Consider the following 19,947-nt stretch of genomic DNA (forward strand, 5'->3'; position numbering starts at 1 on the left):
GGCAGGGCCGGTGGACGCCGCACCGCTCGCCGCCCGGTTCCGGGAAACGGCGTACGCGGGCGTGCGCCGCCATGCCCTCCCCCTGGCCCGGAGCCGAGCGAGGGAGAGCACCACGTGACCATCGCGCCAGCCGATCCGGCTTCAGCGATCGCCGAGCGGGTACAGGAGAACACCGGGCCGGCCGACGGCCCCGGGACGGGCCTTCTGCGGGTCCTCACGGACCTCACCGCCGATCTGGCCGACACCGACCCCGGCAAGGTCGCCGCGGCCGCCCTCCGTGGCCGTAACGCCGCCTCCGACGAGGCCGAGTTGCGTGAGCTGGCCACCGAGGCCGCCGCCGGGCTGATCTCCGAGGACCCCGCGTACTCCCGCCTCGCCGCCCGCCTCCTCACCCGCACCATCGCGGAGGAGGCCGCGGGACAGGGCGCCGTCTCGTTCTCCTCCTCGGTCGCCGTGGGCCACGCGGAGGGCCTGATCGCCGACCGTACCGCCGCGTTCGTCACGCGCCACGCCGCTCGTCTCGACGCGCTGATCGACGCCGCCGCCGACGACCGATTCGGCTACTTCGGCCTGCGCACGCTCTTCAGCCGCTATCTGCTGCGGCACCCGATCACGCGGGATGTCATCGAGACACCGCAGTACTTCATGCTGCGCGTCGCGTCCGGGCTGGCCAAGGACGACTCCCCGGCCGCCGTGGACGAAGTCGCCGCGCTGTACGGCCTGATGAGCCGGCTCGACTATCTGCCCTCCTCCCCCACGCTCTTCAACTCCGGCACCCGGCACCCCCAGATGTCGTCCTGCTATCTGCTGGACTCCCCGCTGGACGAGCTCGACTCGATCTACGACCGTTACCACCAGGTGGCCCGTCTCTCGAAGCACGCGGGCGGCATCGGCCTCTCGTACTCCCGTATCCGCGCCCGCGGTTCGCTGATCCGCGGTACGAACGGGCACTCCAACGGCATCGTCCCGTTCCTGCGGACGCTGGACTCCTCGGTCGCCGCCGTCAACCAGGGCGGCCGGCGCAAGGGCGCGGCCTGCGTCTATCTGGAGACGTGGCACGCGGACATCGAGGAGTTCCTGGAGCTGCGGGACAACACCGGCGAGGACGCGCGCCGTACGCACAATCTGAATCTCGCGCACTGGATCCCCGACGAGTTCATGCGCCGGGTCGACGCGGACGGCGACTGGTCGCTCTTCTCGCCCTCCGACGTGCCCGAACTGGTCGACCTGTGGGGCGACGACTTCGACGCGGCGTACCGCGCGGCCGAGGCGGCGGGCCTCGCCCGCAGGACGATCCCCGCGCGCGAGCTGTACGGCCGCATGATGCGCACCCTCGCCCAGACCGGCAACGGCTGGATGACCTTCAAGGACGCCTCGAACCGTACGGCGAACCAGACCGCGGAGCCCGGCACCGTCGTGCACTCGTCGAACCTGTGCACCGAGATCCTGGAGGTCACGGACGACGGCGAGACGGCCGTCTGCAACCTCGGCTCGGTCAACGTCGGCGCGTTCGTCACCGAGTCGGGCGAGCTGGACTGGGAGCGGCTGGACGAGAGTGTCCGTACCGCCGTGACCTTCCTCGACCGGGTCGTGGACATCAACTTCTACCCGACCGAGCAGGCCGGCCGCTCCAACGCCAAGTGGCGCCCCGTGGGCCTGGGTGTGATGGGCCTCCAGGACGTCTTCTTCAAGAAGCGGCTGCCGTTCGACTCCGCCGAGGCCGCCGCGCTCTCCACCCGGATCGCCGAGCGGATCATGCTCGCCGCGTACGAGGCGTCCTGCGACCTCGCCGAGCGCGAGGGCCCGTTGCCGGCCTGGGAGCGGACCCGCGCGGCGCGCGGCGTGCTGCACCCGGACCACTACGACGTGACGCTCAACTGGCCCGAGAGGTGGGACGCGCTGAGGGCGCGCGTCGCGCGGAGCGGCATGCGCAACTCGCTGCTGCTCGCCATCGCGCCCACCGCGACCATCGCCTCCATCGCGGGCGTCTACGAGTGCATCGAGCCGCAGGTCTCCAACCTCTTCAAGCGCGAGACCCTGTCGGGCGAGTTCCTCCAGGTCAACGCGTATCTGGTGGCGGAGCTGAAGCGGCTGGGGGTGTGGGACGCGCAGTCCCGCGAGGCGCTGCGCGAGGCCAACGGCTCGGTGGCGGGCTTCAGTTGGATCCCGGCCGAGGTGCGCGAGCTGTACCGCACGGCCTGGGAGATCCCGCAGCGCGGCCTGATCGACATGGCGGCGGCGCGCACCCCGTTCCTCGACCAGAGCCAGTCGCTGAACCTGTTCCTGGAGACGCCGACCATCGGGAAGCTCAGCTCGATGTACGCGTACGCCTGGAAGAAGGGCCTCAAGACGACGTACTACCTGCGCTCGCGCCCGGCGACACGCATCGCCCGCGCGGCGAAGTCGCAGCCGGCGACGGTGCCCCTTCAGATGGCGCCGGACACCGACGCGATCGCCTGCTCCCTGGAAAACCCCGAGTCCTGCGAGGCCTGCCAGTAATGACCACCCCTGCCGTAGAGAAGAACCTGCTCGACCCGGGCTTCGAACTGACGCTGCGCCCCATGCGCTATCCGGACTTCTACGAGCGCTACCGCGACGCGATCAAGAACACCTGGACGGTGGAGGAGGTCGACCTCCACTCCGACGTCTCCGACCTGGCCAAGCTCTCCCCCGGCGAACAGCACATGATCGGCCGGCTGGTCGCGTTCTTCGCGACGGGCGACTCGATCGTCTCGAACAACCTGGTGCTGACGCTCTACAAGCACATCAACTCCCCCGAGGCGCGGCTCTACCTCTCCCGCCAGCTCTTCGAGGAGGCCGTGCACGTCCAGTTCTATCTGACGCTGCTCGACACCTACCTCCCCGATCCGGCCGACCGGGCGGCGGCGTTCGACGCGGTCGAGGAGATCCCGTCGATCCGCGAGAAGGCGCAGTTCTGTTTCAAGTGGATGGACTCGGTCGAGAAGATCGACCGTCTGGAGTCGAAGGCGGACCGCCGCCGCTTCCTGCTGAACCTGATCTGCTTCGCGGCCTGTATCGAGGGACTGTTCTTCTACGGAGCGTTCGCCTACGTCTACTGGTTCCGCTCGCGCGGTCTGCTGCACGGACTGGCCACCGGCACCAACTGGGTGTTCCGCGACGAGACGATGCACATGAACTTCGCCTTCGAGGTCGTGGACACCGTCCGTAAGGAGGAGCCGGACCTCTTCGACGACGCGCTCCAGCAGCAGGTCACCGACATGCTGAAGGAGGCGGTCGAGGCGGAACTCCAGTTCGGCCGCGATCTGTGCGGTGAGGGCCTGCCGGGCATGAACACGGAGTCGATGCGCGAATACCTCCAGTGCGTCGCGGACCAGCGCCTCCAGCGCCTGGGCTTCGCACCGGTGTACGGCTCCGAGAACCCGTTCTCGTATCTGGAGTTGCAGGGCGTCCAGGAACTGACGAACTTCTTCGAACGCCGCCCGTCGGCGTACCAGGTGGCGGTGGAGGGCACGGTCGGCTTCGACGACGACTTCTAGAGAAGCGTGACTGCCTGAGCCCCGTGGCGGGTGCCACGGGGCTCGGGCACGATGACTCCATGTTTCATACCCCCGTCCCCGCAGGTGACGGCCTTCAACTCCGCGAATGGACCGAGGCGGACGTCCCCGCCCTGTCGGCGCTCTTCGACGAGCCCGAGATGGACCGCTGGACGCCACTGCGGGCGCCGTTCGACGAGACGGCGGCGCGCGCGTACGTGGCCCGCGCCCGGGAACGGCAGGCGGCGGGCGAGGCACTCCAACTCGCCATCACGACGGAGGGGCACACCCCGATGGGAGAGGTGCTGCTGTTCAAGGCGACGGAGGACGGCTCCGAGGTAGAGCTCGCCTACGGGATCGGCGCCCCCTACCGCCGCCGGGGCCTGGCCTCCCGAGCGGTACGCCTGATGCTCCCGCACGCGTTCCACGACGCGGGAGTCCGCCGTGCGGTGCTCCGGATAGAACCGGACAACACGGCGAGCGCGGCGGTGGCGCGTAGGACGGGATTCCGCCTCACGGACGAGCCACCGGTGATCCGCGAGAGCGGCTCGCGCAGCGCGACGCTCCGGACCTGGGAACTACGCCGAGAGCGAGCGGCTGACGCCTGATCCGTACGGTGTTGCAGGAGGACGTGCAGCTCAACGACGAGATCACCGAGCAGCACGTCGGGTCCACCCTGGACGCTGCCACAACCGAACGCACGGTGCTCCTCGCCGAGATCTACCGCAGGGGTCCTGTCTGGCGCCTACGGGCCGTCGGCCAGGGCTACGACCACGGGCTCGACGCCCTCGCGCGCGGATACGGGGTCGACATCGCCGAGTGAACGCCCCCCGGCTCAACTGTCCCCCGTGGCAATTGAGCCGGAGGCCGCCCCGTCCCCCGTCCCCGCACGGCCGCATAGGCTTCCCCGTATGAGTGCTCTCGCGCGTGCGCGTCTGGTGGCCTCCGGGGTTGCCCTCGGGGTCGTGGGCGCCGGGCTTGGGATTCGGGTTGTCGCGGGCGGTGACGTCGCCAAGTACGGCGGGGTCGCGCTGTACACCGTGCTCGTGTACGTCCTGGTGGTGCTGGCCGTTCCCCGGGTGCGGCCCCTCGTCGGCGGAGCCGTGGCGCTCGTCATCAGTTGCGGCGTCGAGCTGCTTCAGCTCACCGGGGCGACCGCCGGGCCGGCCGAGCGCAGTGTGGTCGTGCGGCTTGTGCTCGGGTCGACCTTCAATGCGCCTGACCTGCTGTGGTACGCGGTCGGTGCGGCTGCCGCCGCGCTGGCGCATACGTGGGTGACCGGCCGGCCGGCGGCTCCGGTTCCTCCGGGTGCTCAGCGCGCCGCAGCTGGCGGTCGATGGCGCGGTCCCTGAGGTGCCCGATGAGCCCGGGAAGGGCGAGAAGGCCGAAAAGGGCAAGTACGACGAGGTAACCACCGATTGAGTTCATGCCTCCACTGTCGTCGCTCCCCGGAACAAAGGGCAGTGGCAGGACTGTCATGAACCGTCGAATTACTGCCACACTGATGCCATGCTGAAGAACGTGGCCGTCGTCCTGCTCGACGGCGTGCACCCCTTCGAACTCGGCGTGCTCTGCGAGGTATTCGGCCTTGACCGCAGCGCGCAGGGTCTGCCCGTCTACGACTTCGCCGTCGTCTCGGCCGAGGGCCCCGTCCTGCGTACGCACGCCGGGTTCACCATCTCCGACCTGTACGGGCTCGACCGGCTGGAGTCGGCCGATCTGATCTGCGTGCCGGCCGGGGACACCTACGTCGTCCGGGACTACCCGCCGGAGCTGCTGGACGCGCTGCGCCGGGCCGTACACCGGGGCGCCCGGGTGCTCAGCGTCTGCGCGGGCGTGTTCACCCTGGGCGCCGCCGGGCTGCTCGACGGGCGCCGCTGTGCCACCCACTGGATGCACTCCGCCGAGCTGGCGGAGGCGTATCCACTGGCCGACGTGCAGGCCGACGTGCTGTACGTGGACGACGGCCCGGTGGTCACCTCCGCCGGTACGGCCGCGGGCATCGACGCCTGCCTCCATGTCGTACGCCAGGAGCACGGCCCCGAGGTCGCCAACGCGATCGCGCGGCGCATGGTGGTGCCGCCGCACCGCGACGGCGGGCAGGCGCAGTTCATCGAGCGCCCGCTGCCCACCGCGTGCGACACGGTCGGCGGGGTCCTGGCCTGGATGGAGCGGCATCTGGACCGCGAGATGACCGTCGAACAGCTCGCGGAGCGCGCCCATATGTCGCCCCGCACCTTCGCGCGCCGGTTCCAGCAGGAGACGGGGACCACTCCGTACCGCTGGCTGCTGCGACAGCGCGTCCTGCTGGCACAGGAGTTGCTGGAGGGGACGGCCGAGACGGTCGACGCGATAGCCGGCCGGTCCGGCTTCGGGAACGCGGCGGGCCTGCGCCACCACTTCATGCGCACGCTCGGGACGACCCCGAACGCGTACCGGCGTACGTTCAGGGGCCCCACGCGCGTCGCGTGAGGCCCCCGGGAACGTACGAGAACGCCTGGAGAACGTCAGACACCGCAGCTCGGCGCGGACCAGAAGCGGCCCGAGCGGTGGTCGACGTGGGCGTGGTCGTTGTGGTCCGGGTACCCCGGGCCGAGAATCCCGTTGAAGCCGTGGTTGCGCGCGTTCTGGGCCAGGCTGCACAGGGTGTGCGGTCCGGACCCGATGTCGGCGGCGTCACCGTACAGATGGCGGCTGTTGCTCGCTCCGCCGACCGCCGCGTTGCACGCGGTCGAGCGGAATCCGCTGGTGACACGGAGCGGCTGGTCACCCATCGCGTGCCGCATCGCCTCCAGCTTCCACATGGTGCGCAGGGCGTTGGACTTGGCGGTCGCCGCGCTCACCGCGCCGCCGGCCCAGGTGGAGTTGCAGGTGTTCAGCTCGGCGTAGGTGAAGTGGATCGGCGTGCAGTCGTTGTCCTGGAGCTCGTAGATCTTGTTGAAGGTGTTCTGGCCCGCGATGCCGTCGGACGCCAGTCCGTACGCGGACTGGAAGCGCTTGACCGCGGCGGCGGTCGCCGGTCCGAACTCGCCGTCGATGACGAGCGGGGCGGCGCTGCCCACGTGGCCTGCCACGCGGATCTGGAGCTGGCTCACAGCGGCGCCGCTGGAGCCTTGGGAGAGGGTGCCGGACCAGGTGTAGCAGCCGTCGGCCTGCGCGGGGCCGGCGGTGACGACCGCCCCGGCCACCGCGAAGGACAGGGTCATGACAAGGCTGAGCAGAAGTCTTGCGGTACGTCGCAACATCGGGTCTCCAGATTCAAGGCGAGATGTACGGCAGAGCGTGGCGGAAGGGTTGACGCGCGTCAACCGGGTGCCGACCAGGGTCATTTGTCGGACCAATGGCGCCGGGGCCCACACTTCACCCGCTGTCCACCACGACGTCGACGGCCCCGCTCCCGGAGACCGGGAACGGGGCCGCTCAGAGGCCACTCAGGGGCTGTCGCCCGCCGGGCGTCCGCCGCCACGCGCGGACTTCGCGCACTCAGGCGTTCGGCACGACCTCGTAGCGCGGTGTGCCCTCTTCCATCTGCCGCAGCGCGTCCTTGCGGTCGCGCTTCGAGAGCCGGTCGATGTACAGGTATCCGTACAGATGATCCGTCTCGTGCTGGAGGCAGCGCGCGAAGTAGCCGGTGCCGCGCACCTTGATCGGCTTGCCCTGGACGTCCTGGCCCCGCACCACCGCGTAGTCGGGCCGCGCGAGCTCCGCGTACGCCGTCGGCACGGAGAGGCAGCCCTCGTTGCCGTCCTCCAGATTGCGGTCCTCGGGCGGGAGTTCGTCCAGCACCGGGTTGCACACGACGCCGACGTGCCGCACCCCGTCGTCGTCGGGGCAGTCGTAGACGAAGACCTTCAGGTCCACGCCGATCTGGTTGGCGGCCAGGCCCACACCCTCCGCCGTCCGCTGGCTGGCGAACATGTCGTCGACGAGCGCGGCGAGCTTGTCGTCGAACTCGGTGACGTCCGCGCACTCCTTGTGCAGGACCGGATTGCCCACGACGGTGATCGGCCGCGACGTGCCGCGCTCGCGGTACGCCAGCTCACGCGCCTCCGCGTCCGTGGAGTCGACGAGGAAACCCTCGTCGTCGACAATCCCCTCGCCGCCCGCGACGAACCCGTCCCCCCGCTCCGCCTGGGAGGTCCCGCCCTCGGTCATCTGGTCCGTCTCCTGCTGCGCCATGTCCGCAGTACGCCTTCCTCGGTACCCGCTGCTGCCTGTACACCGCTGCCTGCTGCCCGCGCGATGTGCCCGTACAGCCTACGGCCCGTGGTCGCGTCGTCGGCTCGATGCCCGAGAACCGGCCCCCACTCCCCTCGCCACCCCTGCCGCCCGCGTGCGCGAGCCGGCGGATTCCGAGTCAGCAGACCTCTTCGAGGTCCCGCCACTCCCGTGTGTCCGGGCTGTCGGCGACCCAGCCGTCGAGCAGACCGCGGACCAGTCCGGGGGGCGCGGCTATTCCGCACTCGCGCTCGGGCACCCACAGCTCGCCCTCCGTGCGGTGACCGAGCGGCCCGGGATGTCCCGGCTCGCTGTGGTCGTGCGGGTCCAGGTGCTCGCCGTCGCCCTCGGCGCTCGGCATCCGGCTCTCCGAGCAGGCCCGGCAGAGCAGCCGTACGGAGGACGACCAGTCCTCGGCGGCGAAGCCCGCGTCGGCCGCGAGCCGCTCCAGGGCGTCCCGGTCGGACTCGGTCGCCGCTTCCAGCAGCACCACCCAGGTCGGCACGGGAGACGGCGCCCAGAGCTCGATCTCGTCGAAGACCGGGAAGGCCCGCTCGGAGCCGTTCGAACCGGCCGCGGTCGTGCGTTCGCCGTTCGGCACGCCGTCGTGCAGGACGACCTCGCCCCAGCGGCGCCCCGAGGACGGCAGCGGGATAGAGAGGATCTCGATCCTGGCCGGGTCGAGCCTTCGGCCCCAGACGACCTCGGCCTCGCCCTCGGGCGAGAGCCGGACGGCCGCGCTGCCCAGCTCCATGCCGACCGGCTCACCGGTCGCGGCGGCCGTGTACTGATTGCCGGGGACCTTGAGGCCGTACGCCTGCCAGGCCCGCCGGGCCAGCGGCCAGTCCTGCAGCGCGGTGGCCGCGATGCCCACGTTCCACCAGTCGGGTGCCCCGGCCTCCTTGTCGAGCAGCGCGACGGCGCGCAGCCCGGCGGCCCGCGCCTGCTCCCAGTCGTGCCGGAACTTGTGCAGAAGGGCCAGGTTGAACCAGGACTCGGAGAGCCAGGGCTCCAGATCCGCCGCCCGGGTGAGCAGCGCGCCCGCGTCCTCGTACCGTCCGTCGCCGATCAGCGTGAACGCGCGGTCGGTGGCCTGCCGCCACGAGGCGGAGGGCCGATGCCGTACCTTCCCGAAGATCTTCACGATTCCCGCCTGCCGGTCGCTCGGGTCTGTGCCCCCGGACACCCTCTTGGACTCCTCTTCGCATCCAACCATGCCCGGTCGGACGCTCGCTCCTTACCCATGGGTTACCCAGCGGGACCAGGGGTCAGACCACCGCGCGACAGGACGCGCGCCAGAGATTCCACCACCTCGGGCTGGTAGTCGTGGCCGGTGCCGAGGCGCAGCCGCTCCAGGGCGCTGAGCGGCCCCGTCGCCCCTCCCGGGCTCCCCGGGCCCGCACCGGCGAAATCGTCGTACGCGTTGACGGCGCGGACGATCCGGGCCGGGAGAGGTTGTTCGCGGTACGGATCGGCCTGCCGCTCCACGACGACGGCGACCGCCGTCGGGACCCCGGTCTGGCGTACGACGGCCCCGCCGAGCAGGGCGATCCGCCGTTGCTCGGCGACCGGCAGGAGGGCGGTCGCGCCGTCGGGCACGGGGTCGACGAGCGACAACTGGCCGATGTCGTGCATCAGCGCCGCGTACTCCAGGACGGTCAGCTCCGCCCCGGAGAGCCCCAGCTCGCGGCCGACGGCGCGGCTGAGCTCGGCGACCCTGTGGGCATGGCCGTGGCGGGTGTATCCGGCGATCTCGGTGGCGCGGGCGAGCGAGGCGATGGTCTGCCCGTAGGTCGTACGGACCGCCGCGTAGCGCCGGAACGAGAGCTGCGTCAGCAGCAGCGGCACGCAGAAGACGGGCAGGGCCCAGAGCCCGGCCACGGCGACGCCGAGGGCCATCACCGCACCGGTCGCGCAGACGGCGGAGCCGATGCCGATGAGGGCGCGCAGTTCGTCGCGGAGCAGCGGACCGTACGGATGGTGGGTGCGGGCGCGCAGCATCAGCGCGGCGAGGACCGCGTCGCACAGGGCGGTCAGGATCAGTAGGAGGAGGAGCAGGAGGGCGTAGTACGGGCCTTCGCCGACCCGTTTGCCCAACTCGCCCGAGGCGACGAGCGGCTGGAAGCAGACGGCCGCGAAGGCGACGGTCAGCACGCGGCGGGTCACGTGGTCGAGCGCGGGGCCGCGCCCCCGCGCGAGATGCGGTACGGCTCCGACGAGGACCGCCGCGACGACGACGGCGACGGTCTGGAGCACCCCGTGCTCCACGGGGCGGCCCGCGCTCTGCCCGAGCATGGCGTACGCGAGGGCTCCGGCGGCCCCGAGGGGCGCGGGCTCGCGCTCGCCGGGGAGGGCGGCGCCCCGGCGGACGAGCTCACCGATGGCGACGAGGACGCCGAAGGCGAGGGCGTTGCGCGGCTCGGTGAGTCCGTGCCAGAGGGTGGACCACAGGCCGAGCCCGGTGAGTGTGAGGGCGGCGCCGTGGACGGCGAGGAGGGCGAGGGAGGAGCGAGCGGGGCCGGCGTGGGGGCCGGCGGGGGCGTGCGCGGCGGTCATCCGGCGCCGCCGGGAAGGCCCGGGCGGTCGGAGGCCGGTGTCGTACGGGAGCCGTCCCGCGGACGGGATGGCGGGACGTTTTCGCGAGCGGCGGTGGCCCCGCTCGCCGGGGGGACGGAAAGCAGCGCCGCCGCTGCCACGGCGTGCGTCTTCGGGGACGGGTCCGACGGCTCCCGGTGCTCGTCCGGTACGGCGTGCGTCTCGTCGGAGGTGACAGCCGTCTGCCAGCCGTACCGGTCCAGCGCGCTGACGAGCGCCCCCACCATCCGCGGGTCGAACTGGGTGCCCGCGCACCGCCGCAGCTCCGCCAGCGCCGTCGCGACGGGCCGCGCCCGCCGGTAGGACCGGGTGGACGTCATCGCGTCGAAGGCGTCCGCGACGGCGACGACCCGCGCGAACTCGGGGATCTCCGCGCCCGCCAGGCCGTACGGATAGCCGCTGCCGTCGAGCCGTTCGTGGTGGTGCAGGATCGCCAGCCGGGCCTCCCCGAGGAAACCGATGCCGCGCACGATCTCGTGGCCGTACTCGGGGTGCAGCTCGATGACGCGCCGCTCCTCCGGGGTCAGCGGGCCGTCCTTGCGCAGCACGCGCGTGGGGACGCCGAGCTTGCCCACGTCGTGCAGGATTCCGGCGAACCGGAGGACCTCAAGGCGCTCGTGGTCCATCCCCAGCTCACCGGCGATCATGGCGGACGCCCGCCCGACGCGTTCGCTGTGGCCGCGGGTGTACCGGTCCTTGATGTCGACGGCCTGTACGAGTGCCCTGATGGTCGCCTGGTGCGCGGCGCGCTCGCGGTGGTACTGCGCGAAGACCCAGCAGGAGATGTACACCGGCAGCAGTACGAAGAGCGCGGAGAGCGGGCCGTACGGGCTGCGCCAGAGCACGGCCATCATCAGCCCGGCCAGGGCGTGCGCACCGTACGGCGCGAGCGAGCGCGGCAGCAGGCCGCGCCAGGCCGTGCGGACGGACTGCCGTTCGGCGGTCACGAAGATGCCGCCGTCGAGCGCGCTCAGGACCAGGCAGAAGGCGAGCGCCCCGCCCCCCGCGGGCAGCAGCGCGTACGGGAAGTCGGGGACACCGGGGGTGTCGTGGCCGGGGCGCCCGGTGCCGCCGAGCGCGGCCGGACCGGCGAGGAGCCGGTGGGCCAGGGAGGCGGCCCAGGTGGCGATGGCGAGCTGCGCGGCGCGCCACACGCGGCGGACCCCGGCCGGCCGCTGCGTCACCCGGCCGCCGAGCCCGCCCGGAACAGCCACGAGCGCCGCCGCGGCGGGCGGCAGCAGGAAGGCCGCGGCGAGCAGTACAGGGAAGAACGATCCGGCGACGACGGGCACCGAGACGCGTACCGGCCTCCCGAGGAAGCGCCGGCGGGCGGGGGCCTCGCAGAGCGCGTACAGCGTGCCCAGCAGCAGGACGGCGGGCCAGAGACTGTCCGGGCCGGCCGCGGAGAAGGGGCGTAACGCGGGCAGGGTGAACACGGGAAGCACGCACGCGAGCGCGGCCGCCACGGCGCAGCAGATGTACACACGCGCCGCTCCCGGAATGGCCTTCACCGCGCCTTCACCCCGCCCCCACCAATTGGCACCGGCCCGAAACAAAGGGTCAGGCTAGCGAGTTGGGTAACGGCTCACGGGCCGAGGGAGACGATTAGCACCTTCGGGTGATGCGCACGTAAACGCACGCGGGGCGCGCCGCGATATGCGCGGCGCGCCCCGAAGGCGTACTTCCGCTGCGAGCGAGCGGCCCCGCAGAGGGCCGCTCGGCGAGCGCGGCGAGGGCCCGGCTACTCGCCGGCGGTGGCCGTCCGGTCCGTGTCGACGGCGGTCACGTCCCGCTCGGGCACGGTGTGGCCGGCCCGGATGAGGTCGATACGACCCATCACCTTGGCGCGCAGGTCGGTGGGGACGTCGTCATGTCCGCAGCACCGCTTGACCAGCTTCTTCACGGCCTGTTCGAGTCCGTACTTCTCCAGACACGGCGAGCACTCGTCGAAGTGCTCCTCGAACTTCGTGCAGTCCTTGTCCGGCATCTCCCGGTCGAGATACTCGTAGAGGTGGTCAAGAACCTCTGAGCAATCCGTCTCGTGCGGCTCTCCGCAACTCATGAGCCCGAGCCTTTCCGATCGTCCGACGACTCTCCGGCGCCGGCCGGGGCAAGCCCGCGCTCGCGGGCGTAGTCCTCAAGCATGCCGCGCAGTTGACGCCGGCCACGGTGCAGTCGCGACATCACCGTACCGATGGGTGTCCCCATGATGTCCGCGATCTCCTTGTACGCAAAGCCCTCTACATCGGCGAGATAAACCGCGATGCGGAACTCCTCGGGGATCGCCTGGAGCGCTTCCTTCACGTCGGAGTCGGGAAGGTGGTCGAGCGCCTGGGACTCCGCGGAGCGCAGACCGGTCGACATGTGCGACTCGGCGCGCGCAAGCTGCCAGTCCTCGATCTCCTCGGCGGCGCTGCGCTGGGGCTCACGCTGCTTCTTGCGGTACGAGTTGATGAAGGTGTTGGTGAGGATGCGGTACATCCACGCCTTGAGGTTGGTGCCCTCACGGAATTGGTGGAAGGAGCCGTACGCCTTGGCGTAGGTCTCCTGCACGAGATCCTCGGCATCGGCCGGGTTGCGCGTCATGCGCAGGGCGGCCGAGTACATCTGGTCGAGATAGCCGAGTGCGTCCCGCTCGAATCGGGCGTTGCGCTCGGCGGCGGACTCTTCCCTGTGGCCGTCGTCGGTCCCTGTGTCGGTCCCAGTGACCGGACCCACCTCCTCCAACGCTGTGGCAGGCCCGAAGGCGGACCCACTCGAATCGGAGAATAGTCGACCTTGTGCCGGGGCGGGCTTCGTGGCCGCCTCGGCCGACGACCGGACTGGCGCGGTCCTGGGTGAAGAAAGCACCGTCCACTCCACTTCGGTGGCGTGCGACCGGGCGGGGCAGATGGTCGAACCCATGCGACGGACTCCCTTTCCAGGATCTGTGTACCGACATCTCGCACAACAGCCGTCGCCCACTGCACATTCCCGGGTGGTCGAACACGCTCTGTCAGCGGGCCGACTGTGACCGGATCCACTTCCCGACGCCGTCGGTGATCACGGCCAGTGCCTCCTCCTGGCTGAGCGTGGCCCGCTTGGGAACGTTGAAGGAGTGGTCTCCGTACGGCACCTCGATCAGCTCGTAACCGCTCTCGGGAGCCACGTCCGGGAGCTGTGCGGGGAACTCCCCGGGCTTCCCGAAGGGGTCGTTCCCGCCCTGGACGACGAGGGTCGGCACCCCGGCACCGAGCAGTTCGTCGGCGCGGGTCTTCTCGGGCCTGCCCGGCGGGTGCAACGGGAAGCTCAGCGCCAGTACGGCGTGGGCGCCCAGCTCCCGCGCCGTACGGCAGGCCACCCGCGCCCCGGCGCTGCGCCCGCCCGCGACGACGGGCAGGCCGGGCCTCGCGAGCGCCGGCCAGAGTGCCCGCCAGCCGGTGTCGAGGGTCTTCGGCGCGGGCGCGAGCTTCTTCCCGGCCACCCGCCAGGGCTGCTCGACCAGGGCCACGGTCACCCCGAGCGGGGGGAGGGCGGCGGCGAGCGCCTGGAGGTCCCGCGCCTCGATGCCGCCGCCCGCGCCGTGGCCGACGGCGAGGACGAGGCGCGCCTCGGTCCCCATCTTGGCGGTGGTCCCCTTCTCAGGAGGGTGCCAGGTGATACGGGCGTCGCCCGCGGGGGTGTCGACGATCTCGCTCTGCATGACACCAGGATCACATCGGGCAGGCCCCCGGCCCCGCTTCTCACGGCCGGGCACTCGGAGGAGGGTGCTCCCCTCGGGCTCGGGGGAGGGTGCTCCCCTCGGGCTCGGGGGAGGGTGCTCCCCTCGGGCTCGGAAGAGGGTGCTCCCCTCGGTCAGAAGAGGGTGCTCTCCTCGGGCGCGGCCAGCTCCTCCAGCAGCTCCGGACCGTTGTTCCTTACGTTGCTGACCGCCGTCGCCACCGGATAGGCCCGCATCAGCCCCTCCGGCGGCGGGGCCAGCAGCTCACGCAGGTCGTCGAGGTCCGTACGGGCCGGATCGAGCCAGGCGTCCCACCGGTCGGGCGTCAGCATCAGCGGCATCCGGGGGTGGATGTCGGCGAGCGAGGACGGTCCCTCGGCGGGGGCCACACCGAGCGGGCCGGTCTCCGCCTCGGTCGTGATGACCGAGCAGGTCACCCACCAGGCGTTCGGATGGTCGTCGGGCAGGGTCTTGTCGCGCCAGAACTCGTACAGACCGGCCATGGCCATGACCGAACCATCGGCCGGGGTGACGAAGTACGGCTGCTTGCGGGGCCGCTTCTTCCTGCCCTTCTCCTCCAGCTCCCGTTCCTCGGGGGCGGTGACCCACTCGTAGTAGCCGTCGGCGGGAATCAGACAGCGCCGGGAGGTGAAGGGACGCCGGAAGGACGGCTTCTCGTGCACGGTCTCCGCACGTGCGTTGATCATCCGGGCGCCGCCCTCGGGCGTCTTGGACCAGGAGGGCACGAGCCCCCACCTGAGCGTGCGGAGCTGTCGTACGGGGGCGGGATCGTCGGCGCCCTTCACCGGGCGCTCCAGGACCACGTACACCTCTTTGGTAGGTGCCACGTTCCAGTCGGCGGCAAGGGCCTCTTCCGGCTCCCACCTCTCGACCTCGAAGAGACCGACGAGATCCTCCGGCTTCCGGCTCGCCGCGTACCGACCGCACATGCTCAACCACCCCTCGACCTGCTGACGCGCTCGCGCCGGGTCAGGCTACCGACACGCCACCAACCCTCGCAGATCGTCCGCCGTCCGAGTGGATCACTGCCCGCGGAGCGCGTTCCCCACGGCCCGGAACGCCTGTCGGGGCCAGGGAGGACCCCGGCCCCGACAGGGACACATGTCAGATCAACTCCGCGTGGATCAACGGATGTTGACGTCGATGCAGGAGTAGAACGCCATCGGCGTGTCGGCGATGTTCCAGACGGCCAGGACCTTCTGGTTGCCGCGGATGCTGCCGAAGTTGACGTTGTGGCTCACGGTGGCGCCGGGGGTGGCACCGCCGTCGTTGAACTCGGCGACCTTGGTGTTGCCGACGAAGTACTGCCAGGTCGTCGTGCGGTGCCGCGCCGTCAGCGTCCAGTTGAACGTCTGGTTGACGCCGACGTTGGAGCGCCGCCAGCCCTTGTTGTCGTCGTTCAGGTCGGAGAACCTGGCGAGCCCACCGTTACAGCTCTTCAGGCCCTTCGGGCCCTCGACGCTCTGCGGCTCCCACTTGATCTCGCCGCAGGAGACGACGCCGGTCTTGCACTGGTCCTGCCGGCTGGCGGGCGAGTTGATCCAGCCGTGTGCGGAAGCGGCCGGGGCGGGGAGAGTGACGGCGATGATCGGCGCGACCGCCGCGCTCAGGACGAGGGCCAGACGAGTTTTCTTGTGCATGACAACTCCTTCGTGGTGACGCCCGACGGGACCGACGCCCGGAGACGCGGGCAGCCGGGGCCCGTTGAGGACTCACTGCGTGTGGGGAACTCGCGAAGGTGCACGAACAGTTGCATCGACAGCCATAGAGGTCCGGTGACGGTCCGGTGGAGCGCTGTCGCGGGCTTACCAGTACTCGAATGTTCTACTAGGTCTAGACCATGGCAGCCGCTCTCGGGTGTCGTCAAGACTTGAACTGCCCTTGACCGCAGGTGGCTTGAATGCCTCTGTCCGCTGTGCGGGGTCCCGGCTCCGCACGCAGGTGCCACACTGCGACGACGCACACCCTCCTAAGGAGCCGCCCCAGCGATGATCAGCACCGACTCCAGCACCCTCGCGACCCCCTCGATAACCGATCTGTGGGATCGCGTCTTCGGCACCCAGCCCGTCCCCGAGGACTGGCTGGTGATCGTGACCGCCGCCGTCGCGCTCGTCGCCGTCGGACCGCGGCCCCTCTGGCGGCTGTCCCGCAACGCCGTCACCATCGCCCACGAGGGCGGGCACGGCCTCGTCGCCCTCCTCACCGGCCGCAAGCTCGACGGCATCCGGCTGCACTCCGACACCTCGGGCCTCACCGTCAGCCGCGGCAGGCCCACCGGCATCGGCATGATCCTCACCGCGGCCGCCGGCTACACGGCGCCGTCGCTGCTGGGCCTCGGCGGAGCCTGGCTGCTCACCGCGCACCACATCACGCTGCTGCTCTGGCTGGCCACCGCGCTGCTGCTGGTGATGCTGGTCATGATCCGCAACGCGTACGGGGCGCTCACCGTCATCGTGACGGGTGCGGCCTTCCTGCTGATCTCCTGGTTGACGAGTCCCACCGTGCAGGCCGCGTTCGCGTACGCCGCTGTCTGGTTCCTGCTCCTCGGCGGCGTACGGCCGGCCTTCGAGCTCCAGGCCAAGCGGCGGCACGGCGGCGCACCCGACTCCGACGCCGACCAGCTCGCACGCCTGACACATGTACCGCCCGCGATGTGGCTGTTCCTCTTCCACGCCGTCTCGCTGTGCTCGCTGATCGGCGGAGGGACCTGGCTGCTGGGCCTGTAGGACGGGCACGGAGTCCCTCGCGAACCGGCCGGGCGCCCCATACCACCTTCGTATTACGCCCCGATTTCAACGCATTTGATCGGGATCGCGGTCGTTGTGCAGCCATTAAAGTAAAGGCCATGACCGAAAGCGCCGTGCACCCTGCCCTCTGGCCCGCCCCTTACGCGAGCGGGGCCGTCGAAGCGACGGTCACCGTGCCCGGTTCGAAATCGGTCACGAACCGCGGCCTCGTCCTCGCCGCGCTCGCCGCCGAACCCGGCTGGCTGCGCCGGCCCCTGCGCTCCCGCGACACCCTCCTGATGGCGGACGCCCTGCGCGCGATGGGCGTCGGCATCGAGGAGACGGTCTCCTCCAGCTCGGTCGCCGCGGGCTCCATGACCCCCGCACGCGGCGCGGGCAGCCCGTCGTTCACCGGCGAGGCCTGGCGGATCTTCCCCAACGGTCTGCACGGCCCGGCCACGGTCGACGTCGGCAACGCCGGCACGGTCATGCGCTTCCTGCCGCCCGTCGCGACCCTCGCCGACGGCCCCATCCACTTCGACGGCGACCCCCGCTCCTACGTACGCCCGCTCCACGGCGTCATCGACGCGCTGCGCGCCCTCGGCGCCCGCATCGACGACGAGGGGCGCGGATCGCTCCCGCTGACCGTCCACGGCGGGGGCGCGCTGGACGGCGGCACCGTCGAGATCGACGCCTCGGCGTCGTCCCAGTTCGTCTCCGCGCTGCTGCTCTCCGCCCCCCGCTTCAACCAAGGCGTCGAGGTACGGCACGTGGGCGCCACCCTCCCGTCGCTGCCGCACATCCGCATGACCGTCGACATGCTGCGCGGTGTCGGCGCCCAGGTCGACGAACCGGAGACGGGCGGCGAGCCGAACGTCTGGCGGGTCTCCCCCAGCGCGGTGCTCGGCCGCGATCTGACCGTCGAGCCGGACCTCTCCAACGCCCAGCCGTTCCTCGCCGCCGCCCTCGTGACCGGCGGCCGGGTGACCGTGCGGGACTGGCCCACCCGCACCACGCAGCCCGGTGACGCGCTGCGCCGGATCTTCACCGAAATGGGCGGTTCCTGCGAACTGACCGCGCGGGGGCTCAACTTCACCGGCTCCGGCCGGATCCACGGCATCGACCTCGACCTGAGCGAGGTCGGCGAACTGACCCCCGGCATCGCCGCCGTCGCGGCGCTCGCCGACGGCCCGTCCACCCTGCGCGGCGTCGCCCATCTGCGGCTCCACGAGACGGACCGGCTGGCCGCCCTCACCAAGGAGATCAACGAGCTCGGCGGCGACGTCACCGAGACCGCCGACGGCCTCCACATCCGCCCGCGCCCCCTGCACAGCGGTGTCTTCCACACGTACGACGACCACCGCATGGCCACGGCCGGCTCGATCATCGGCCTCGTCGTCCCCGGTGTCGAGATCGAGAACGTCGCGACAACTTCCAAGACGCTGCCCGATTTCCCGCGCATGTGGACCGAGATGCTCGCGGGAGCGGGAGCCTGACGCGATGCGCCGCTACGGCAAGAACCCGGACGAGGACGACATCCGCTCCCGCCCCAACCCCAAGGGCAACCGACCGCGCACCAACATCCGCCCCAAGCACGAGGACGCGGCCGAGGGAATGGTGCTCACCGTCGACCGCGGTCGGCTCACCTGTCTGGTGGGCGAGACCGTCGTCCTGGCGATGAAGGCACGGGAGCTGGGCCGCAAGGCCGCCGTGGTGGGCGACCAGGTGTGGATCGTCGGGGACCTCAGCGGCAAGAAGGACACGCTGGCGCGCATCGTACGGATCGAGAAGCGACGCTCCGTACTGAGGCGCACGGCGGACGACGACGACCCGTACGAGCGCGTGATCGTCGCCAACGCCGACCAGCTCGCGGTGGTGACCGCCCTCGCCGACCCCGAGCCGCGGCCCCGGCTGATCGACCGCTGTCTGGTCGCGGCGTTCGACGCGGGCCTCGAACCACTGCTGATCCTCACGAAGTCCGACCTGGCGTCGGCGGACGAACTCCTGGACACCTACCGGCCGTTGGGTATCCGATACGTCGTCACACGACGGGACGAACTGGAGACGGGAGAGGCGGCCGACCGCGTACGCGAATACCTCGCGGGCCGTATGACCGCGTTCGTCGGGCACTCCGGCGTCGGCAAGACGACCCTGGTCAACGCGCTCGTACCGGATGACCGCCGGCGGACGACCGGCCTGGTCAACGCGGTCACCGGGCGCGGCAGGCACACCACGACGTCCGCGCTCGCACTGCCGCTGGAGAAGGCGGACGGCTGGGTCATCGACACTCCGGGCATCCGTTCCTTCGGTCTCAACCACGTCGATCCGTCGCGCGTCATCCTGGCCTTCCCGGACCTGGTCCCGGGGACGGAGAACTGCCCACGCGGGTGCGGCCACGACGAACCGGACTGCGCGCTCGACGCGTGGGTGGCCGAGGGGCACGCGGACCCGTCGAGGCTCGACTCACTGCGCCGTCTGCTCTCGACCCGGGAACGACGCGAGGGCGACTGATCCCGCCATGTTTGCCTCTCGCGAGCCTTGGCGAGTGCATAAACTCACCACGTCTTGGCAAGGTCTAGCAAGGGTCGCCAAAGGCTGACGAACGACGCGGTCACCGAGCGGGAGGCACTAACGATGGCGTGGCTGCTGGTCGTGGTCGCAGGGCTGCTGGAGACGGGCTTCGCCGTCTGTCTCAAGCTCTCCCACGGATTCACCCGGCTCTGGCCGACGATCGCCTTCGCGGTTTTCGCACTCGCCAGCTTCGGTCTGCTGACGCTCTCCCTCAAGAAGCTCGACGTAGGACCGGCGTACGCGGTGTGGACGGGCATCGGCGCGGCCGGCACGGCGATCTACGGGATGGTCTTCCTCGACGACCTGGTCTCCACACTGAAGATCGTCTCGATCTCGCTGGTCATCATCGGCGTCATCGGCCTCCAGCTCTCGGGCTCGTCCCAGCACTGACCCCCGCGACGGAGCCGGCGACGGCTGCGCGCACCAGCCGCCCGACGGGCTCGCCGTCCGGCGCGACGACATGCGCGAGGGCGAGCCGGACGGCCAGTTCGCACCGGAAGGCGAGCTCGGCGGAGTCGTCCTTCGTACGGAGATGGGGCTCGGGGGCACGGAGCGGGGCGGCGGGGCGGCCGTCCTCGAACCGGGCCTGTTCGGACCGGGC

19 protein-coding genes and 1 pseudogene are annotated in these 19,947 nt (G+C 71.0%); 10 read left to right on the plus strand and 10 right to left on the minus strand.

What is annotated here, in order from left to right:
* Positions 1-114: 114 nt before the first annotated feature.
* The 6 genes and pseudogenes from IEY79_RS02490 to IEY79_RS02515 all read left to right on the plus strand — a co-directional run bounded on the left by IEY79_RS02490 (position 115) and on the right by IEY79_RS02515 (position 5,987).
* Positions 115-2,499 (plus strand): ribonucleoside-diphosphate reductase subunit alpha, encoded by a 2,385-nt coding sequence (locus IEY79_RS02490; RefSeq protein WP_189105551.1) that lies wholly within the window; start codon positions 115-117, stop codon positions 2,497-2,499.
* Complete coding sequence (locus IEY79_RS02495) at positions 2,499-3,518, plus strand: ribonucleotide-diphosphate reductase subunit beta (protein ID WP_189105552.1); 1,020 nt, start codon at positions 2,499-2,501, stop codon at positions 3,516-3,518. Before IEY79_RS02490 ends, IEY79_RS02495 begins: the two co-directional genes overlap by 1 nt.
* A gap of 59 nt (positions 3,519-3,577) precedes the next feature.
* A complete protein-coding gene (locus IEY79_RS02500; RefSeq protein WP_189105553.1) occupies positions 3,578-4,123 on the plus strand; it encodes a GNAT family N-acetyltransferase in 546 nt (181 codons plus the stop codon).
* A 62-nt stretch (positions 4,124-4,185) separates the two neighbouring features.
* A pseudogene (locus IEY79_RS02505) lies at positions 4,186-4,338 on the plus strand (TerD family protein); the annotation flags it as partial.
* Between the two features lie 88 nt (positions 4,339-4,426).
* Complete coding sequence (locus IEY79_RS02510) at positions 4,427-4,867, plus strand: DUF2809 domain-containing protein (RefSeq protein WP_189105554.1); 441 nt, start codon at positions 4,427-4,429, stop codon at positions 4,865-4,867.
* Positions 4,868-5,024: 157 nt separating this feature from the next.
* On the plus strand, positions 5,025-5,987 hold the full coding sequence (locus IEY79_RS02515; protein ID WP_189105555.1) for a GlxA family transcriptional regulator: 963 nt from the start codon (positions 5,025-5,027) through the stop codon (positions 5,985-5,987).
* A gap of 35 nt (positions 5,988-6,022) precedes the next feature.
* On the opposite strand, the gene IEY79_RS02520 is transcribed toward IEY79_RS02515, so the two are convergent.
* The 10 genes from IEY79_RS02520 to IEY79_RS02565 form a co-directional block, all read right to left on the minus strand.
* Positions 6,023-6,760, minus strand: coding sequence for a D-Ala-D-Ala carboxypeptidase family metallohydrolase (locus tag IEY79_RS02520; protein WP_189105556.1), 738 nt, complete (start codon positions 6,758-6,760; stop codon positions 6,023-6,025).
* Between the two features lie 238 nt (positions 6,761-6,998).
* Positions 6,999-7,694: a peptide deformylase gene (gene def / locus IEY79_RS02525; protein WP_189105557.1), complete on the minus strand. Its 696-nt coding sequence runs from the start codon at positions 7,692-7,694 to the stop codon at positions 6,999-7,001.
* Positions 7,695-7,872: 178 nt separating this feature from the next.
* Positions 7,873-8,877 carry a tetratricopeptide repeat protein gene (locus tag IEY79_RS02530; protein WP_189105636.1) on the minus strand — a complete coding sequence of 335 codons (1,005 nt, stop codon included), beginning with the start codon at positions 8,875-8,877 and terminating at the stop codon, positions 7,873-7,875.
* Positions 8,878-8,981: 104 nt separating this feature from the next.
* Complete coding sequence (locus tag IEY79_RS02535; RefSeq protein ID WP_189105558.1) at positions 8,982-10,289, minus strand: HD domain-containing protein; 1,308 nt, start codon at positions 10,287-10,289, stop codon at positions 8,982-8,984.
* Positions 10,286-11,839 carry an HD-GYP domain-containing protein gene (locus tag IEY79_RS02540; RefSeq protein WP_189105559.1) on the minus strand — a complete coding sequence of 518 codons (1,554 nt, stop codon included), beginning with the start codon at positions 11,837-11,839 and terminating at the stop codon, positions 10,286-10,288. The genes IEY79_RS02535 and IEY79_RS02540 overlap by 4 nt, the downstream gene beginning before the upstream one ends.
* A 230-nt stretch (positions 11,840-12,069) precedes the next feature.
* The gene (rsrA, locus tag IEY79_RS02545) at positions 12,070-12,390 is read right to left on the minus strand and encodes a mycothiol system anti-sigma-R factor (RefSeq protein ID WP_189105560.1); all 321 of its coding nucleotides are present in this window, start codon (positions 12,388-12,390) and stop codon (positions 12,070-12,072) included.
* Positions 12,387-13,046 (minus strand): sigma-70 family RNA polymerase sigma factor, encoded by a 660-nt coding sequence (locus IEY79_RS02550; RefSeq protein ID WP_069627276.1) that lies wholly within the window; start codon positions 13,044-13,046, stop codon positions 12,387-12,389. The genes rsrA and IEY79_RS02550 overlap by 4 nt, the downstream gene beginning before the upstream one ends.
* A 277-nt stretch (positions 13,047-13,323) precedes the next feature.
* Positions 13,324-14,010, minus strand: a complete 687-nt coding sequence (locus IEY79_RS02555; RefSeq protein ID WP_189105561.1) for an alpha/beta hydrolase family protein — start codon at positions 14,008-14,010, stop codon at positions 13,324-13,326.
* Between the two features lie 152 nt (positions 14,011-14,162).
* Positions 14,163-14,978, minus strand: a complete 816-nt coding sequence (locus tag IEY79_RS02560; RefSeq protein ID WP_189105562.1) for an SOS response-associated peptidase — start codon at positions 14,976-14,978, stop codon at positions 14,163-14,165.
* A 195-nt stretch (positions 14,979-15,173) separates the two neighbouring features.
* Positions 15,174-15,689 (minus strand): lytic polysaccharide monooxygenase auxiliary activity family 9 protein, encoded by a 516-nt coding sequence (locus IEY79_RS02565; protein WP_189105563.1) that lies wholly within the window; start codon positions 15,687-15,689, stop codon positions 15,174-15,176.
* A gap of 348 nt (positions 15,690-16,037) precedes the next feature.
* Between IEY79_RS02565 and IEY79_RS02570 the strand changes: the two genes are divergently transcribed.
* From IEY79_RS02570 to IEY79_RS02585, 4 genes are all read left to right on the plus strand, one after another.
* The gene (locus IEY79_RS02570; RefSeq protein WP_189105564.1) at positions 16,038-16,775 is read left to right on the plus strand and encodes a M50 family metallopeptidase; all 738 of its coding nucleotides are present in this window, start codon (positions 16,038-16,040) and stop codon (positions 16,773-16,775) included.
* A 119-nt stretch (positions 16,776-16,894) separates the two neighbouring features.
* Positions 16,895-18,271: a 3-phosphoshikimate 1-carboxyvinyltransferase gene (gene aroA, locus IEY79_RS02575; protein WP_189105565.1), complete on the plus strand. Its 1,377-nt coding sequence runs from the start codon at positions 16,895-16,897 to the stop codon at positions 18,269-18,271.
* 4 nt (positions 18,272-18,275) lie between these two features.
* Positions 18,276-19,286 carry a ribosome small subunit-dependent GTPase A gene (rsgA, locus tag IEY79_RS02580; RefSeq protein ID WP_189105566.1) on the plus strand — a complete coding sequence of 337 codons (1,011 nt, stop codon included), beginning with the start codon at positions 18,276-18,278 and terminating at the stop codon, positions 19,284-19,286.
* 123 nt (positions 19,287-19,409) lie between these two features.
* Entirely contained in the window at positions 19,410-19,736 is a 327-nt protein-coding gene (locus IEY79_RS02585) for a DMT family transporter (protein WP_189105567.1), read from the plus strand.
* The last annotated feature ends 211 nt before the right edge of the window (positions 19,737-19,947 follow it).

It is taken from the genome of Streptomyces camponoticapitis (assembly GCF_014646115.1).
Taxonomy (GTDB): domain Bacteria; phylum Actinomycetota; class Actinomycetes; order Streptomycetales; family Streptomycetaceae; genus Streptomyces; species Streptomyces camponoticapitis.

What these genes read in the sequence shown, in the direction of transcription:
- IEY79_RS02495 (WP_189105552.1), top strand. Translation starts at nt 2,499, where the DNA reads ATGACCACCCCTGCCGTAGAGAAGAACCTGCTCGACCCGGGCTTCGAA.
- IEY79_RS02500 (WP_189105553.1), top strand. Translation starts at nt 3,578, where the DNA reads ATGTTTCATACCCCCGTCCCCGCAGGTGACGGCCTTCAACTCCGCGAA.
- IEY79_RS02510 (WP_189105554.1), top strand. Translation starts at nt 4,427, where the DNA reads ATGAGTGCTCTCGCGCGTGCGCGTCTGGTGGCCTCCGGGGTTGCCCTC.
- IEY79_RS02515 (WP_189105555.1), top strand. Translation starts at nt 5,025, where the DNA reads ATGCTGAAGAACGTGGCCGTCGTCCTGCTCGACGGCGTGCACCCCTTC.
- IEY79_RS02520 (WP_189105556.1), bottom strand. Translation starts at nt 6,760, where the DNA reads ATGTTGCGACGTACCGCAAGACTTCTGCTCAGCCTTGTCATGACCCTG.
- def (WP_189105557.1), bottom strand. Translation starts at nt 7,694, where the DNA reads ATGGCGCAGCAGGAGACGGACCAGATGACCGAGGGCGGGACCTCCCAG.
- IEY79_RS02535 (WP_189105558.1), bottom strand. Translation starts at nt 10,289, where the DNA reads ATGACCGCCGCGCACGCCCCCGCCGGCCCCCACGCCGGCCCCGCTCGC.
- rsrA (WP_189105560.1), bottom strand. Translation starts at nt 12,390, where the DNA reads ATGAGTTGCGGAGAGCCGCACGAGACGGATTGCTCAGAGGTTCTTGAC.
- IEY79_RS02555 (WP_189105561.1), bottom strand. Translation starts at nt 14,010, where the DNA reads ATGCAGAGCGAGATCGTCGACACCCCCGCGGGCGACGCCCGTATCACC.
- IEY79_RS02560 (WP_189105562.1), bottom strand. Translation starts at nt 14,978, where the DNA reads ATGTGCGGTCGGTACGCGGCGAGCCGGAAGCCGGAGGATCTCGTCGGT.
- IEY79_RS02565 (WP_189105563.1), bottom strand. Translation starts at nt 15,689, where the DNA reads ATGCACAAGAAAACTCGTCTGGCCCTCGTCCTGAGCGCGGCGGTCGCG.
- IEY79_RS02570 (WP_189105564.1), top strand. Translation starts at nt 16,038, where the DNA reads ATGATCAGCACCGACTCCAGCACCCTCGCGACCCCCTCGATAACCGAT.
- aroA (WP_189105565.1), top strand. Translation starts at nt 16,895, where the DNA reads ATGACCGAAAGCGCCGTGCACCCTGCCCTCTGGCCCGCCCCTTACGCG.
- rsgA (WP_189105566.1), top strand. Translation starts at nt 18,276, where the DNA reads ATGCGCCGCTACGGCAAGAACCCGGACGAGGACGACATCCGCTCCCGC.
- IEY79_RS02585 (WP_189105567.1), top strand. Translation starts at nt 19,410, where the DNA reads ATGGCGTGGCTGCTGGTCGTGGTCGCAGGGCTGCTGGAGACGGGCTTC.